This window comes from Kitasatospora sp. SUK 42, from assembly GCF_015776785.2.
Classification (GTDB): domain Bacteria; phylum Actinomycetota; class Actinomycetes; order Streptomycetales; family Streptomycetaceae; genus Kitasatospora.
Genome location: NZ_LFMD02000002.1, coordinates 646,916 through 662,201, shown reverse-complemented (window position 1 = coordinate 662,201; position 15,286 = coordinate 646,916). Strand labels below are relative to the sequence as shown.

Here is a 15,286-nt window from a genome sequence, read left to right as displayed (position 1 = left end):
GAATGACCGCGATCTGAGCGGGTCGTGACCGTCAGGCGCAGAATGACCGCGATCTGACGCTTGTGCGTCGTATGAACTGACAGTGGGCTCGGGTCGACAGGACCCGGGCCCACTGGCTTTGCACCCTGTCGGTGGGGCGTGCGACCGGCTGACAGGATGAAACTGCACTTCGCGGGCGGGCGGCCCTAGCCTTACCGGCATGAGCATCCCCACCGCCGACTCAGCCGCCGGCCAGGCCGTCAAGGCAGCCGACCGCGCGCACGTCTTCCACTCGTGGTCCGCCCAGGCGCTGATCGACCCCCTCGCGGTGGCCGGTGCCGAGGGCTCGTACTTCTGGGACTACGACGGCAACCGCTACCTCGACTTCTCCTCGCAGCTGGTCAACACCAACATCGGCCACCAGCACCCGAAGGTGGTCGCCGCGATCCGGGAGCAGGCGGAGAAGCTCTGCACCATCGCCCCCGGCTTCGCGGTCGAGTCGCGCAGCGAGGCCGCCCGGCTGATCGCCGAGCGCACCCCGGGCGACCTGGACAAGATCTTCTTCACCAACGGCGGCACCGAGGCCGTCGAGAACGCCATCCGGCTGGCCCGGCTGCACACCGGCCGGCAGAAGGTGCTGTCCACCTACCGCTCGTACCACGGCGCCACCGCCAACGCGATCGCCCTCACCGGTGACCCGCGGCGCTGGGCCAACGAGACCGGCGTCTCCGGCGTGGTGCACTTCTGGGGCCCGTACGCCTACCGCTCCAACTTCCACGCCGAGAACGAGGCGCAGGAGTGCGAGCGCGCGCTGGAGCACCTGGAGCAGGTGATCGCCTTCGAGGGGCCGGGCACGGTCGCCGCGGTCATCCTGGAGACCGTGGTCGGCACCGCGGGCATCCTCGTCCCGCCGCCGGGCTACCTGGCCGGGGTGCGGGAGATCTGCGACCGCTACGGGATCGTCTTCATCCTGGACGAGGTGATGGCCGGCTTCGGCCGCACCGGCGAGTGGTTCGCCGCCGACCACTGGGGCGTCGTGCCGGACCTCATGACCTTCGCCAAGGGCGTCAACTCGGGCTACGTCCCGCTGGGCGGCGTGGCGATCAGCGCCGAGATCGCCGCCACCTTCGCCGAGCGGCCGTTCCCCGGCGGGCTCACCTACTCCGGGCACCCGCTGGCCTGCGCCTCGGCCGTGGCCACCATCAACGCCATGGCGGAGGAGGGCATCGTCGAGAACGCCAAGCACATCGGCGAGACGGTGCTCGGCCCGGGCCTGCGCGAGCTGGCCGAGCGGCACCCCTCGATCGGCGAGGTGCGCGGCCTCGGCGTGTTCTGGGCGCTCGACCTGGTGAAGGACCGGGAGACCCGCGAGCCGCTCGTGCCGTACAACGCCGCGGGCGCCGACAACGCGCCGATGGCCGAGCTGGCCGCCGCCTGCAAGCAGCGCGGGCTCTGGCCGTTCGTCAACATGAACCGCTTCCACGTCGTCCCGCCGTGCACCGTCACCGAGGAGGAGGCCAAGACCGGCCTCGCGGTGCTGGACGAGGTGCTGTCGCTCACCGACGCGCACACTGTCTGACGTACCTACCAGGACGGCCCCGGACACCCGTGTGTCCGGGGCCGTCCGACGCTCCGGAAGGCCCCCCATGTCCCGCAGCACCACCCTGACCCGACGCTTCCCCAACTCCCGTGCCATGCGCCGACGTTCGGTGCTCAGCGGGGCCGCGCTGCTCGGCGCCGGCACGCTGGCGGGCTGTGGCATCCCGTCCGCGTACGTGGCCGAGGACCGCCGGTCGGCGCCGGACCGATCGGAGGGCGACAAGCGGCTCGCCTTCTCCAACTGGACGCAGTACATCGACACCGACGACCAGGGGAAGCGCCCGACCCTGGACGCCTTCATCGAGCAGACCGGGATCGCGGTCACCTACACCGAGGACATCAACGACAACGACGAGTTCTTCGGCAAGATCAGCCCGGTGCTCACCCAGGGTGCCGCCCCGGGCCGGGACCTGATGGTGATCAGCGACTGGATGGCCGGGCGGTACGTCTCGCTCGGCTGGGTGCAGGCGATGGACCGGGCCAACCTGCCCAACGTCACCGCCAACCTGGACCCGCAGCTGGCGAACCCGGCCTTCGACCCCGGGCGCAGCCGCAGCGTGCCGTGGCAGTCCGGGATCACCGGCATCGCGTACAACCGCAAGGCGCTCGGCCGGGAGATCAGGTCCACCGCCGACCTGTGGGCGCCCGACCTCAAGGGCAGGGTCACCCTGTTCGCCGGGCTGGACGAGGCGCTCGGGCTGCTGATGCTCTCCCAGGGTGGGGACATCGCGAAGTTCGGCGACGACGACGCGCACAGGGCGATGGACCTGGTGCAGCGGATGGTCGACACCGGGCACGTCCGCCGTTTCACCGGCAACGACTACACCAGCGACCTCGCCTCCGGCGCCGCGCTGGCCTGCCAGGCCTACTCCGGCGACGCCGTCCAACTCACCGCCGAGAACCCGGACATCGCCTTCGTGGTGCCGGAGGAGGGCGGCGAGCTGTGGGCGGAGAGCATGATGATCCCCAACCGGGCCGCCCACAAGCGCAACGCCGAGCTGCTGGTCGACTACTACTACCGGCCCGAGGTGGCGGCCGAACTCGCCGCGTTCGTGCAGTACATCTGCCCGGTTCCGGCCGCCCGCGAGGTGCTGGCGGACAGCGGGGACAAGGAGAAGGCCGAAGTCGCCGAGAACCCGCTGGTGTTCCCGACCGAGGAGATGCGCGAGCGGCTGCACACCATGCGCGACGTCACCTCGGCCGAGCGGCCCGAGCTGCACAAGGTCTGGGGACGCATCACGGGGGTGTGAGGGGTGCCGGGGTGCGGCCGGTCTACCGGCGCACGGCGTCCAGGGCGAGCAGCGCCACGTGCAGGGACAGGCAGGACTCCACCTGGTCGAGGTCGACGCCGAGGATGCGCTCGACCTTGTGCAGCCGGTCGTAGAAGGACGGCCGGGACAGGTGCGCGGCGTCGGCGGCCGCCGACTTGTTCCGGCCCTGCTCCAGGTAGATCCGCAGCATCTGCACCAACTGGCCGTTGTGCTCGGCGTCGTGGGCCAGCAGTGGGCCCAACTCCCGTTCCACGTAGGTCTGTAGGCGGGCGTCGTCGCGCAGCAGGTGGAGCAGGCCGCGCAGCCGCACGTCCGGCAGCCGGTAGTAGGAGGCGGTCCGGCCGCCGCCGGGCGCGTCGTGCAGGGCGGCGTCGGCGACCTGGGCGGCCTCCAACAGGGTGCGCCGGGCGTCGCGGACCGAGCCGACCGAGGAGCCGACCGCGACCACCGGGCCCGGGGCGTCGGCGCCCTCCCGTCCGGCCTCGGCGGACATCCGGCGCAGGGTGGCCGAGAAGGAGTCCAGCGCGGCGTGCTCGTCCTGCTGGGCGCCGAGCGCGATCAACAGCCCGACGCCCTCGTCGTCCAGCGCGCCGACCAGGGCGGAGTGCCGGCAGGCCCGGACGGCCCCGGCGGCCAGCTCGGTGAAGTCGCGCAGCCGGGCCTGCGCCTCCAGCGCGGCCGGGATCGGCCCGCGGCGCTGGCGCAGCACCACCCCGACCAGTCGGCGGCCCTCCAGTGGCACGCCGAGCGCCTGGGCGCGCAGGGCCACCTCGGAGACGGTCAGGGCGTGGGTGAGGATGCCGGAGAGCAGGGTGCGGTGGGTCTGCCGCTCCAGGCTCTCCCGGTCGCGCACCACCAGCCGGTTGAGCGCCAGCGCGGACGCGCCGCGCTCCAGCAGCATGGTGTGCGGGTGCGCCTCGCCCTCGGGCAGCGGGCCGGGCTCCTGCACCAGGACCAGCCGGCCCCAGTCCTGGCCGCGGGCGCCGACGGTGGTCACCAGCCAGCCGCTGCGCGGGTCGTGGCCGGTGCGGCCGGGCGGACGGACCCCGCGCGAGCGGCGCTCCCAGTCCTCCAGCAGCTCGGCCTCCGGCCGTCCGGCGGTGTCGTGGGCGAGCACCTGGTGGGCGAGGTTCTCCAGCACCACCGGCGCCCCCGCCATCCGGGCCACCTGGCGGATCACCTCGGGCGGCTCGGCGCCCTCCACCACCAGCTCGTTGAACACCTGGTGGACGGACTCGGAGACGCGCAGCTGTTCCAGCTGGGCGTTGACCACCAGGGCGTGCACGGCCTCGGTGACGGCGACGAAGCGCACCTCGCGGCGGAGCGTGACCAGCGGCAGTCCGCGCTGTTCGGCGGCGTGCACCAGGGCGCGGGGGAGCGAGTCGAAGTAGCGGCGCCCGAACTCGACGACCAGGCCGGCCACCCCGACCTCGTCCAGCTCGCGGACGTAGCGGGCCAGGCCCTCGCGGTCCTCGGGCAGCGCGATGCCGGTGGTCAGCACCAGTTCGCCGCCCTGCAGCATCCCGGCGACGTCGGGCAGTTCGCTGACGTGGACCCAGCGGACCGGCCGCTCCAGGCGGTCGGCGCCGGCCACGACCTGGGGCAGGCCGCGCCGCATCACGTCCAGGTCGAGTACTCGGGCGACGGTGGGGAGCATCGCGGGCCTCCAGGGCGGGGGAGGGGAATGGGGGCGGGGCGGGGCGGGGGAGGGACGGGGGATCAGAGTGTCAGGTAAATCATCCATCGCGGCGACGACCTGTTGCCCTGCGAAGAGCCTTGCACTCTGTAAGGCCCTTCATGCCGAGCCTGTCGCAGTGACCCTTGTCACGTCCGTCGTGCAGCGGGCAAGGTCAGCGGGACCGCAGAGCCCACCGCGGAAGCGTGACCCGGCGCACGCGGTCGCACCACCGCACTTGGAGGAACCAGATGGACCTGACCGACTTCGGCGCGGGCGCGCAGTACATCGCGGGCCGGCAGACCCGGGGCGGCGGCGAGCCCTTCCAGGTCGTCAACCCGGCCGACGGCAGCGTGGTCGAGCAGGTCGCGCTGGCCACCACCGCCGACGTGGACGCGGCCGTCGCCGCCGCGAAGGACGCCCTGCCCGGCTGGTCCTCCGCCACCCCCGGCGCCCGCAGCGAGGCGCTCACCCGGCTGGCCGCCGTCCTGGCCGGGGCCGCGGACGACCTCGCCCGGGTGGAGACCTCGCAGACCGGCAAGCCGGTCAAGCTGGCCACCGAGTTCGACGTCCCCGGCACCGTCGACAACGCCGCCTTCTTCGCCGGCGCCGCCCGCAACCTGGAGGGCAGGGCGGCCGGCGAGTACTCCGGCGACCACACCTCCTACGTGCGGCGCGAGGCGATCGGCGTGGTCGGCTCGATCTCGCCGTGGAACTACCCGTTGCAGATGGCCGCCTGGAAGATCCTCCCGGCGATCGCCGCGGGCAACACCATCGTGCTCAAGCCGGCCGAGCTGACCCCGCTGACCTCGCTGATGTTCGCCAGGGCCTGCACCGAAGCGGGCATCCCGGACGGCGTGGTCAACGTGGTCACCGGCGCCGGGCGCACGGCCGGCGAGCACCTGGTCTCCCACCCCGACGTCGCGATGGTCTCCTTCACCGGCTCCACCGCCGTCGGCCGGAGGGTCGCCGAACTCGCCACCGCGAGCGTCAAGCGCACCCACCTGGAGCTCGGCGGCAAGGCCCCCTTCGTGGTCTTCGACGACGCGGACCTGGACGCCGCGGTGCACGGCGCCGTCGCGGCCTCGCTGATCAACGGCGGCCAGGACTGCACCGCCGCCACCCGCGCCTACGTCCAGCGCCCGCTGTACGAGGCCTTCGTGGCGGGGGTGGCCGAGCTGTACGCGGCGATCCGGATCGGCGACCCGCTGAACCCGCGCACCGACCTCGGCCCGCTGGTCTCGTACACCCACCGGGACCGGGTGGCCGGCTTCGTCGAGCGCGCCCGGTCGTACGCCACCGTGGTCACCGGCGGGCGCGCGCCGCAGCGGGGCCACGACGGCACCGACCTCGCCCGGGGCGCCTACTACGAGCCGACCCTGATCACCGACGCCGCCCAGGACAGCGAGGTCGTCCAGGGCGAGGTCTTCGGCCCGGTGCTGGTCGTGCTGCCCTTCGACGGCGACGACGAGGGCCTGCGACTGGCCAACGACACCCCGTACGGCCTGGCCGCCTCGGCCTGGACGACCAACGTGCACCGCTCGCTGCGCGCCACCCGGGAGATCGCCGCCGGGTGCGTCTGGGTCAACGACCACATCCCGATCATCAGCGAGATGCCGCACGGCGGGTACAAGGCGTCCGGCTACGGCAAGGACATGTCCCAGTACTCGCTGGACGAGTACACCCAGGTCAAGCACGTCATGTTCGACACCACCGCGGTCGCCCGCAAGGACTGGCACCGCACCGTCTTCGGAGACAGATAACACCGGCCAGAGGGTGCCCCCACACCCCTCTTCTCCCCAGGAGGCCCGTTCCATGGCGTTCAAGGCGTTCAACGAGCTCACCGACGGTCTGCCCGAACCGGTCCGCAGGGCCTGGGAGCGCAGTCTGACCGGCGGCCGGGCGGCGGTCGGCCGCCGCACCCTGCTGCGGGCCGCCGCGCTGACCGCCGGCGCCGGCACCCTGGCCGCCTGCGGCATCCCGGCGGCCCCCAGGGTGACCGGCGACTCGACCGCCAACGCCGCCAAGGACTTCTCGGAGACCGAGAAGGAGGTCGACTTCTCCAACTGGCCGCTGTACGTGGACACCGACGAGAAGGACAAGCAGAGGCACGGCACCCTGGACGCCTTCACCGCGGCCACCGGCATCAAGGTCAAGTACAACGAGGACGTCAACGACAACGTCGAGTTCTTCGGCAAGGTCAAACCGCAGCTCGCGGCCGGCCAGGACACCGGCCGCGACCTGATGGTGCTCACCGACTGGATGGCCGCCCGGCTGATCCGGCTCGGCTGGGCGCAGAAGCTGGACCCGGCGAACGTCACCACCGCGATCACCACCATCGAGGCCCGCTTCCGCGCCCCCGACTGGGACCCGGGCCGGCTCTACTCCTACCCGTGGGCCGGGATCCAGACCGTCGTCGCGTACAACCGCAAGGCGACCAGGGGCAAGGAGGTCACCAGCGTCTCCCAGCTGCTGGACGACCCCGAGCTCAAGGGCCGGGTCACCTTCCTCTCCGAGATGCGCGACAGCGTCGGGATGGTCCTGCTGGACCAGGGCAAGGACCCGGCGAAGTTCACCGCCGACGACTACGACGGCGCGATAGCCCGGCTGCAGAAGGCCGTCGACGGCAAGCAGATCCGGCGCTTCACCGGCAACGACTACGGCCAGGAGCTCTCCTCCGGGGACATCGCCGCCTGCATCGCCTGGGGCGGGGACCTGACCCAACTGCGCGCCGACAACCCGGACATCGAGTTCGTGATCCCGGAGAAGGGCTACCTCGCCTCGACCGACAACATGCTGGTCCCGGCCAGGGCCCGGCACAAGACGAACGCGGAGAAGCTGATCGACTTCTACTATCAGCCGAAGATCGCGGCGCAGCTGGTCGCGGGCATCGGCTTCGTCTCCGCCGTCACCGGGATGAAGGAGGAGCTCGCCACCCTCGCCCCGGACTCCGCGGCCAACCCGCTGGTCGTACCCACCCCCGAGATGGCGGCCAAGGCACACGTGTTCCGCACCCTCACCGAGGGCGAGGAGAGCGACTTCGAGCAGAAGTTCTCCAAGCTCATCGGCGCCTGACCCCCCCCGGCAGAGACCCAGGAAGACACCCCATGACAGACCAGCTGCGCGACGCGGCCGGCGGCGACGTCCGCCTCACCGGCATCGGCAAGACCTACGGCTCCTTCACCGCCGTCCACCCGCTCGACCTGACCGTCCCCCAGGGCTCCTTCTTCGCCCTGCTCGGCGCCTCCGGCTGCGGCAAGACCACCACCCTGCGCATGATCGCCGGCCTGGAGGAGCCCACCACCGGCACCGTCCTGATCGGCGGCCAGGACGTCACCGCCCTGCCCCCGTACAAGCGGCCGGTGAACACCGTCTTCCAGAGCTACGCGCTCTTCCCGCACCTGGACATCTTCGAGAACGTCGCCTTCGGCCTGCGCCGCCGCGGAAGGAAGGACGTCAGGAAGCAGGTCGAGTCCATGCTGGAACTGGTCGAACTCGGCCAGTACGCCCGGCGCAAGCCGCACCAGCTCTCCGGCGGCCAGCAGCAGCGCGTCGCGGTCGCCCGCGCGCTGATCAACCACCCCCAGGTGCTGCTGCTGGACGAACCGCTCGGCGCCCTCGACCTCAAGCTGCGCCGTCAGATGCAGCTGGAGCTCAAGCGGATCCAGACCGAGGTCGGCATCACCTTCGTGCACGTCACCCACGACCAGGAGGAGGCCATGACCATGGCCGACACCATCGCGGTGATGAACGGCGGCCGGGTCGAGCAACTGGGCGCTCCCGCCGAACTGTACGAGAACCCCGCCACCACCTTCGTGGCCAACTTCCTCGGCCAGTCCAACCTGCTGCCCGCCGAGGTCACCGGCGGCTCCGGCGAGGACCTGCTGCTCACCGTGGCCGGCACCCGGCTCGCCGTGCCCAGGGCGCGCTGCGCCAGCGAGGCCGGGCAGGTCCACCTGGGCGTGCGCCCGGAGAAGATCACCATCACGCACGCCTCCGAGGACGTCGCCGACGGCCGCAACCGGCTGGCCGGCACCGTCGTCGACTCCAGCTTCATCGGCGTCTCCACCCAGTACGTGGTGCGCACCGACGGCGGCCAGGAGGTCACCGTCTTCGAGCAGAACATGGAGCGCGACGCCCGGATCGTCCCCGGCGCCCCCGTGCTGCTGCACTGGAACCCGGCGCACTCCTTCGCCCTGGACGCCTCGCAGGCGATCGACGCGGGCACCGCGGAGGAGGCCGCATGACCACCACCACCCCGCCGGCGCCGCCCCAGGTCATCCCCCTGAAGGAGCCCTCGCCCAAGCCGAAGCGCAAGCTCACCCCGTACTGGCTGCTGCTGCCCGGCATAGCCTGGCTGGTCGTCTTCTTCGCCGTCCCGATGCTGTACCAGGGCTCCACCTCGCTGCAGACCGGCTCGCTCGAAGAGGGCTTCAAGGTCACCTGGCACTTCTCGACCTACTGGGACGCCCTGGTCGAGTACAAGTGGCACTTCGTCCGCTCGTTCTCCTACGCGGCCATCGCCACCGTGCTCTGCCTGGCCATCGGCTACCCGCTCGCGTACACCATCGCCTTCAAGGCGAGCCGGCGCTGGCGCAACGTCATCCTGATCCTGGTCATCGCGCCGTTCTTCACCAGCTTCCTGATCCGCACGCTGGCCTGGAAGACCATCCTGTCCGACGGCGGACCGGTGGTCGGCGCACTCAACACCCTGCACGTCCTGGACGTCACCAACGCGCTCGGGCTCACCTCCGGCGACCGGGTGCTCGCCACCCCGCTCGCCGTGGTCTGCGGCCTGACCTACAACTTCCTGCCGTTCATGATCCTGCCGCTGTACACCTCGCTGGAGCGGATCGACCCCCGGCTGCACGAGGCGGCCGGCGACCTCTACGCCCGGCCGTTCACGACCTTCCGCAAGGTCACCTTCCCGATCTCGCTGCCGGGCGTGGTCGCGGGCACCCTGCTCACCTTCATCCCGGCCTCCGGCGACTACATCAACGCCCAGCTGCTGGGCTCGCCGAGCGAGCAGATGGTCGGCAACGGCATCCAGAAGCAGTTCCTGAACGTGCTCGACTACCCCACGGCGGCCGCGCTGAGCTTCATCCTGATGGCCCTGATCCTGGGCATGGTGACGGTCTACATGCGCAAGGCCGGGACGGAGGAACTGGTCTGATGTCCCGCATCTTCAAGTGGATCCGCGCCCACCTGGTGGTACTGGCCGGCCTGCTGGCCCTCGCCTACCTGGTGCTGCCCAACCTGGTCGTGCTGGCCTTCTCGTTCAACAAGCCGGTCGGCAAGTTCAACTACGAGTGGAACGAGTTCTCCACCGACGCCTGGACCAACCCCTGCGGCGTGGCCGACATGTGCCAGTCGCTCTCGCTCAGCCTGCAGATCGCGGTGCTCGCCACCATCGGCGCCACCGTGCTCGGCACCATGGTCGCCTTCGCGCTGGCCCGCTACCGCTTCCGCGGCCGCTCGGCCACCACCGCGATGATCTTCCTGCCGATGGCCATGCCCGAGGTGGTCATGGCCGCCTCGCTGGGGACGCTGTTCCTCAACATGCGCATCCCGTTCGGCTTCACCACCATCCTCATCGCGCACATCATGTTCTGCCTCAGCTTCGTGGTGACGGCGGTCAAGGCGCGGGTGATGAGCATGGACCCGAGGCTCGAACAGGCCGCCCAGGACCTCTACGCGACCCCCACCCAGACCTTCCTGAGGGTCACCCTGCCGCTGGCCGCCCCCGGCATCGCCGCCGGAGCGCTGCTCAGCTTCGCGCTCTCCTTCGACGACTTCATCATCACCCAGTTCAACTCGGGCCCGACCACGGTCACCTTCCCGATGTTCGTCTGGGGCGCCTCGCAGCGCGGCATCCCGGTGCAGGTGAACGTCATCGGCACCGCGATGTTCATCGCCGCGGTCGCGCTGACCGTCGGCGGACAGTGGCTCGGCAACCGCCGGAAGGCCGCTGCCTGACCCGCCGTCCGACCCGTTGCCCGACCTACCGCCCGACGCCGTGGGTGGCGTACGGTCGGCAGCGGCGGCACACGAACCATCACCTATCCGTGGAAAGTGGCTGATAATGCATGGACTCCGCCCGCGCGCTCAGTGACGCCAGGCCCACCCCCTTCTGGCTGGAGGACCCCGGCCGGCCGGAGGCGCTCCCCGCCCTGGTCGGCGACACCACCTGCGACCTGCTGGTCGTCGGCGGCGGCTACTCCGGCCTGTGGACCGCCCTCATCGCCAAGGAGCGCGACCCCTCGCTGGACGTCGTGCTGGTCGAGGGCAACGAGGTCGGGTGGGCCGCGTCCGGGCGCAACGGCGGATTCTGCGCGGCCAGCCTCACCCACGGCTTCGGCAACGGCCTGGACCGCTGGCCCGGCGAACTCGGCCGGCTGGAACGCCTCGGCGCCGCCAACCTCGACGGCATCGAGGCCGCCATCAAGCGCTACGGCATCGACGCCGAGTGGGAGCGCACCGGCGAGATCGACGTCGCCACCCAGCCCCACCAGGTCGAGGAACTGCACGAGATGGCCGAGGCCGTCGCCCGCTACGGCCTCGACCTCACCGTCCTGGACGCCGACCAGCTGCGCGCCGAGGTGGACTCGCCGACCTTCCTCGGCGGCGTCTGGGACAAGGAGGGCGTGGCCATGGTCCACCCCGCCAAGCTCGCCTGGGGCCTCAAGGACGCCTGCCTGAGCCAGGGCGTACGGATCTTCGAGCACACCCGGGCCACCGACCTGCGGGAGCACGGCAGCGGGATGGCCGCCCGCACCCCGTACGGCCGGGTCTTCGCCCGCAGGGTCGCGCTCGGGACCAACGTCTTCCCGTCCCTGCTCAAGCGGGTCCGCCCGTACATCGTGCCGGTGTACGACTACGCGCTGATGACCGAGCCGCTCAGCGCCGAGCAGCTCGCCTCGATCGGCTGGCGCGGCCGGCAGGGGCTCGGCGACAGCGCCAACAAGTTCCACTACTTCCGGCTCTCCGCCGACAACCGGATCCTCTGGGGCGGCTACGACGCGGTCTACCACTACGGCGGCCACGTCCGGCACGAGTACGACCAGCGGCCGGAGACCTTCCGCACCCTGGCGGGCCACTTCTTCCGCTGCTTCCCGCAGCTGGAGGGGCTGCGCTTCACCCACGCCTGGGGCGGTGCCATCGACACCTGCAGCCGGTTCTCGGCGTTCTTCGACACCGCGTACCGGGGCAAGGTCGCCTACGCCGTCGGGTACACCGGGCTCGGCGTCGGTGCTACCCGCTTCGGCGCCGAGGTGATGCTCGACCTGCTCGCGGGCGAGCGCACCGAGCGCACCTCGCTGGACATGGTGCGCTCCAAGCCGCTGCCGTTCCCGCCCGAGCCGGTGCGCTGGGCCGGGATCGAGATCACCACCCGATCGCTGGAGCGGGCCGACCGCAACGGCGGCCACCGCAACCTGTGGCTGCGCACGCTCGACCGGCTGGGGCTCGGCTTCGACAGCTGACCCCTGACGCTCCTCGGTTCCGCTTGGTCCCGTTTGGTCCCGTTGACCTCGCGTTGACCCGGCAACCCCGCTGACCTCGTGATTCCGCCACCCCGCGAATCCGCGCTACTCGTGTAGCGCGACCCGTGTAAGAGGGACCCGCCGTCCACCTCTCCTTGGTGGCGGCGGGTCTCGGTCTTCCCGCCGCGCCGGATCGGTACCAGCGTCGAGAAGCGGGGACGGACATGGAGAACACCGGACTGCACTGGCTCACCCAGGTGGCATTGGACCCGGAGGGCTTGCGGAAGCAGTGGGAACGCGCAGGACTGGGCCTGATGCTGCTGCCCGCCGGGAGGGGCTGGGACGTCCTGTCCGTCCCCGGCCGACTCGGGCGGCCGGCCCTGGACATGCTGGACACCCGCCACCGCGGCCCGGTCCTCACCGACTTCGGGGGCGAGCACGTCAGCTTCCTGGTGCCGGTCGGCACCGCCGCCGGCTGGGTCGGCACCAACGTGCGCGGCGCGGGGGAGGGCAACTGGATCGTCGTTCCGCACCCCGAACGCAGCAGCCGGGGCGTGCGCTGGCTGGTCCCGCCCGACGGCTCCGGGCGGCTCAACGACCCCGCACTGCTGGAGCTGGCCCTGCACGAGGCGGCGGCCCGGCTCAGCGGCTGGTGAGCCCCGGGCGGCTCCCCGAGGTGGCGCACGGGGCGGGCGGTCGCGTCAGACTGGAGGCGTGACCGCCGCCCCTCACACCGTCGACGCGACCCTCCGCCCGGGCCCAGCCCAGCTGCGCCTGGCCGCTCTGGCCGCGCCCGTCTGCGACCGGTACGGGCTGGCGCTGGCCGGTGGGCACGCGCTGCGCGCGCACGGCGTCGCGGCCTGCGCGCAGGACGGGCTCACCCTGGCGACCGGCGGCGCCGACCTGCCGGAGGTGGCCGCCGCGCTGGCCGGGGCGTACCGCGCGGCGGGCGGCGGGGTCGCCGAGCGGCCCGGCACGCCGCGCCTGGAACAGCTGACCGTACGGCTGGCGCTGGGCGGGCGGTCGCACTCGGTGGAACTGCGGAAGGAGCCGCTCGGCCACCGGCCGGTCCGGCTCGACCTGGCTGCTCCGGGGGTGGAGGAGCCGCCGGTGGTCCTGCCGGTGGTCGCGCTGGAGGACGCGGCGGCGCTCACCACCGCGCTGCTGGTCGACCGGGGGATGCCGCGCGACCTGATCGACGTGCGGGCCCTCACCCGCTGCTACCGCGAGGGCGAACTGCTGGCACTGGCAGGGGAGTTGGACCCGGACTTCCAGCCGGCGGCGCTCGCCGACCGGCTGGAGACCCTCGCCGAGGCGGCGGACGGCCGGTTCCGCGCCCGGGGCGTCGAGGCCGGGGCGGTGGACGGGCTCAAGCGGTGGGCGCTCGTCTGGGCGCAGGACCTGCGGCTGGACCTGCTGGAGACCCAGGAGGCGGCGGACGGGCTGCACGACCCGTACCTGGAGGACGAGGAGTCCTGAACGAGTCCTGAACCACCGGGCCGGGCGGTTCAGGCGTTCGGAGCAGTCGTGAGACGACCTGTAAGGCTGAATCCGAGATCCCCGTCAGCCTGTTCGTTGAGCCTCGCCCCAGCGGCCACCAGACTGGGAGATGAGCGCGGTAGCCCCGTGAATTCCCGTCGCCCGGCCCTCTCGCGGGCGGCGCCAGACCGGACCGGTGGCAGGACGCCGCCCGGGACTTCGGAGGCAGACGTACCTTGAGCAAGCACATCATTCACTGGATCGGCGGCAAGCCGGTCGCCACCGCCGGTGCGGCGCCCCGCCGTGGTGACATCTTCGACCCGGCCACCGGCCAGGTCTCCGGCCACGTGGACTTCGCCGAGATCGCCGAGGTCGACCAGGCCGTGGCCGCCGCCGCCTCGGCCTTCACCGAGTGGCGCACCGCCTCGGTGGCCAAGCGGACGACGGTGCTCTTCGCCTTCCGTGAGCTGCTGAACGCCCGCCGCGACGAGCTGGCCTCGATCATCGTCTCCGAGCACGGCAAGGTGCACTCGGACGCGCTGGGCGAGATCGCCCGCGGCCTGGAGGTCGTCGAGTACGCCTGCGGCATCCCGCAGCTGCTCAAGGGCGGCTTCACCGAGCAGGCGTCCACCGGCGTCGACGTCTACTCGATCCGCCAGCCGCTCGGCCCGGTCGCGATCATCTCGCCGTTCAACTTCCCGGCCATGGTGCCGATGTGGTTCTTCCCGATCGCCATCGCGGCCGGCAACACCGTCGTGGTGAAGCCCTCCGAGAAGGACCCGTCCGCGGCCAACTTCCTGGCCGGACTGTGGAAGGAGGCCGGCCTGCCGGACGGCGTCTTCAACGTCGTGCACGGCGACAAGGTGGCCGTGGACCGCCTGCTGGAGCACCCGGACGTCAAGTCCGTCAGCTTCGTCGGCTCCACCCCGATCGCCCGCTACGTCTACGAGACCGGCACCCGCTACGGCAAGCGCGTGCAGGCCCTGGGCGGCGCCAAGAACCACATGCTGGTCCTGCCGGACGCCGACCTCGACCTCGCCGCCGACGCCGCCGTCAACGCCGGCTTCGGTGCGGCCGGGGAGCGCTGCATGGCCGTCTCCGTCCTGGTCGCGGTCGACCCGATCGGCGACGAGCTGGTCGAGAAGATCAAGGAGCGGGTGGCGACCCTCAAGGTCGGCCCCGGCTGCAACGGCGACTCGGAGATGGGTCCGCTGGTCACCGGCCAGCACCGCGACAAGGTCACCTCCTACGTCGAGTCCGGCATCGCCGACGGCGCCGAGCTCGCCGTGGACGGGCGCAAGCACCCGATCACCGCCGAGGACGAGAACGGCACCCCGACCGCCGACGGTTTCTGGCTCGGCCCCACGCTGTTCGACCACGTGAAGCCCGGCATGTCCGTCTACAACGACGAGATCTTCGGCCCGATCCTCTCCGTCGTCCGCGTCGCCTCCTACGAGGAGGGCCTGGCGCTCATCAACGCCAACCCGTACGGCAACGGCACCGCCCTCTTCACCAACGACGGCGGCGCGGCCCGGCGCTTCCAGTTCGAGGTGGAGGTCGGCATGGTCGGCATCAACGTGCCGATCCCGGTGCCGGTCGCCTACTACTCCTTCGGGGGCTGGAAGGCCTCGCTCTTCGGCGACGCCCACGCGTACGGCCCGGACGGCGTGCACTTCTTCACCCGGGGCAAGGCCGTGACCCAGCGCTGGCTGGACCCCTCGCACGGTGGCATCAACCTCGGCTTCCCGACCAACAACTGAGCCGGCGGGCTCTGCCCGCGCCGCCTGCTCCACCGGCTGGGC

The 15,286-nt window shown here is 71.7% G+C and carries 11 protein-coding genes, 1 pseudogene and 1 other annotated feature (1 of these 13 only partly in view); of the genes and pseudogenes, 11 read left to right on the top strand and 1 reads right to left on the bottom strand.

Annotation, left to right across the window (positions count from 1 at the left end):
• Positions 1-199 precede the first annotated feature (199 nt).
• Positions 200-1,558 (top strand): aspartate aminotransferase family protein, encoded by a 1,359-nt coding sequence (locus RZ50_RS02725; protein ID WP_196946912.1) that lies wholly within the window; start codon positions 200-202, stop codon positions 1,556-1,558.
• 67 nt (positions 1,559-1,625) lie between these two features.
• Positions 1,626-2,828, top strand: a complete 1,203-nt coding sequence (locus RZ50_RS02720; protein ID WP_374199861.1) for a spermidine/putrescine ABC transporter substrate-binding protein — start codon at positions 1,626-1,628, stop codon at positions 2,826-2,828.
• Between the two features lie 22 nt (positions 2,829-2,850).
• Here RZ50_RS02720 and RZ50_RS02715 read toward each other — a convergent pair whose 3' ends face one another.
• Positions 2,851-4,506 carry a PucR family transcriptional regulator ligand-binding domain-containing protein gene (locus tag RZ50_RS02715; protein WP_196946913.1) on the bottom strand — a complete coding sequence of 552 codons (1,656 nt, stop codon included), beginning with the start codon at positions 4,504-4,506 and terminating at the stop codon, positions 2,851-2,853.
• Positions 4,507-4,775: 269 nt separating this feature from the next.
• Here RZ50_RS02715 and RZ50_RS02710 point away from each other — a divergent pair, with 269 nt between their 5' ends.
• The 9 genes and pseudogenes from RZ50_RS02710 to RZ50_RS30280 all read left to right on the top strand — a co-directional run.
• The gene (locus tag RZ50_RS02710) at positions 4,776-6,287 is read left to right on the top strand and encodes a gamma-aminobutyraldehyde dehydrogenase (RefSeq protein WP_196946914.1); all 1,512 of its coding nucleotides are present in this window, start codon (positions 4,776-4,778) and stop codon (positions 6,285-6,287) included.
• A gap of 52 nt (positions 6,288-6,339) precedes the next feature.
• Positions 6,340-7,599 carry a spermidine/putrescine ABC transporter substrate-binding protein gene (locus RZ50_RS02705; RefSeq protein ID WP_196946915.1) on the top strand — a complete coding sequence of 420 codons (1,260 nt, stop codon included), beginning with the start codon at positions 6,340-6,342 and terminating at the stop codon, positions 7,597-7,599.
• A 32-nt stretch (positions 7,600-7,631) separates the two neighbouring features.
• Positions 7,632-8,771: an ABC transporter ATP-binding protein gene (locus RZ50_RS02700; RefSeq protein WP_196946916.1), complete on the top strand. Its 1,140-nt coding sequence runs from the start codon at positions 7,632-7,634 to the stop codon at positions 8,769-8,771.
• Positions 8,768-9,697: an ABC transporter permease gene (locus tag RZ50_RS02695; protein ID WP_196946917.1), complete on the top strand. Its 930-nt coding sequence runs from the start codon at positions 8,768-8,770 to the stop codon at positions 9,695-9,697. The genes RZ50_RS02700 and RZ50_RS02695 overlap by 4 nt, the downstream gene beginning before the upstream one ends.
• Positions 9,697-10,500, top strand: coding sequence for an ABC transporter permease (locus RZ50_RS02690; RefSeq protein ID WP_196946918.1), 804 nt, complete (start codon positions 9,697-9,699; stop codon positions 10,498-10,500). Before RZ50_RS02695 ends, RZ50_RS02690 begins: the two co-directional genes overlap by 1 nt.
• 110 nt (positions 10,501-10,610) lie before the next feature.
• Complete coding sequence (locus RZ50_RS02685) at positions 10,611-12,005, top strand: FAD-binding oxidoreductase (RefSeq protein ID WP_196946919.1); 1,395 nt, start codon at positions 10,611-10,613, stop codon at positions 12,003-12,005.
• Positions 12,006-12,229: 224 nt separating this feature from the next.
• Positions 12,230-12,661 carry a hypothetical protein gene (locus RZ50_RS02680; RefSeq protein ID WP_196946920.1) on the top strand — a complete coding sequence of 144 codons (432 nt, stop codon included), beginning with the start codon at positions 12,230-12,232 and terminating at the stop codon, positions 12,659-12,661.
• Positions 12,662-12,719: 58 nt separating this feature from the next.
• Positions 12,720-13,484 carry a hypothetical protein gene (locus RZ50_RS02675; RefSeq protein WP_196946921.1) on the top strand — a complete coding sequence of 255 codons (765 nt, stop codon included), beginning with the start codon at positions 12,720-12,722 and terminating at the stop codon, positions 13,482-13,484.
• Between the two features lie 236 nt (positions 13,485-13,720).
• Positions 13,721-15,133, top strand: a pseudogene (locus RZ50_RS30280) (CoA-acylating methylmalonate-semialdehyde dehydrogenase); the annotation flags it as partial.
• A 59-nt stretch (positions 15,134-15,192) separates the two neighbouring features.
• Positions 15,193-15,286, top strand: a sequence feature (23S ribosomal RNA rRNA prediction is too short); it runs 156 nt beyond the window's last position.

Excerpts from the sequence above, each read along its gene's own strand:
- RZ50_RS02725 (WP_196946912.1), top strand. The coding sequence starts at position 200 with ATGAGCATCCCCACCGCCGACTCAGCCGCCGGCCAGGCCGTCAAGGCA.
- RZ50_RS02710 (WP_196946914.1), top strand. The coding sequence starts at position 4,776 with ATGGACCTGACCGACTTCGGCGCGGGCGCGCAGTACATCGCGGGCCGG.
- RZ50_RS02695 (WP_196946917.1), top strand. The coding sequence starts at position 8,768 with ATGACCACCACCACCCCGCCGGCGCCGCCCCAGGTCATCCCCCTGAAG.
- RZ50_RS02720 (WP_374199861.1), top strand. The coding sequence starts at position 1,626 with ATGTCCCGCAGCACCACCCTGACCCGACGCTTCCCCAACTCCCGTGCC.
- RZ50_RS02700 (WP_196946916.1), top strand. The coding sequence starts at position 7,632 with ATGACAGACCAGCTGCGCGACGCGGCCGGCGGCGACGTCCGCCTCACC.
- RZ50_RS02680 (WP_196946920.1), top strand. The coding sequence starts at position 12,230 with ATGGAGAACACCGGACTGCACTGGCTCACCCAGGTGGCATTGGACCCG.
- RZ50_RS02715 (WP_196946913.1), bottom strand. The coding sequence starts at position 4,506 with ATGCTCCCCACCGTCGCCCGAGTACTCGACCTGGACGTGATGCGGCGC.
- RZ50_RS02685 (WP_196946919.1), top strand. The coding sequence starts at position 10,611 with ATGGACTCCGCCCGCGCGCTCAGTGACGCCAGGCCCACCCCCTTCTGG.
- RZ50_RS02690 (WP_196946918.1), top strand. The coding sequence starts at position 9,697 with ATGTCCCGCATCTTCAAGTGGATCCGCGCCCACCTGGTGGTACTGGCC.
- RZ50_RS02705 (WP_196946915.1), top strand. The coding sequence starts at position 6,340 with ATGGCGTTCAAGGCGTTCAACGAGCTCACCGACGGTCTGCCCGAACCG.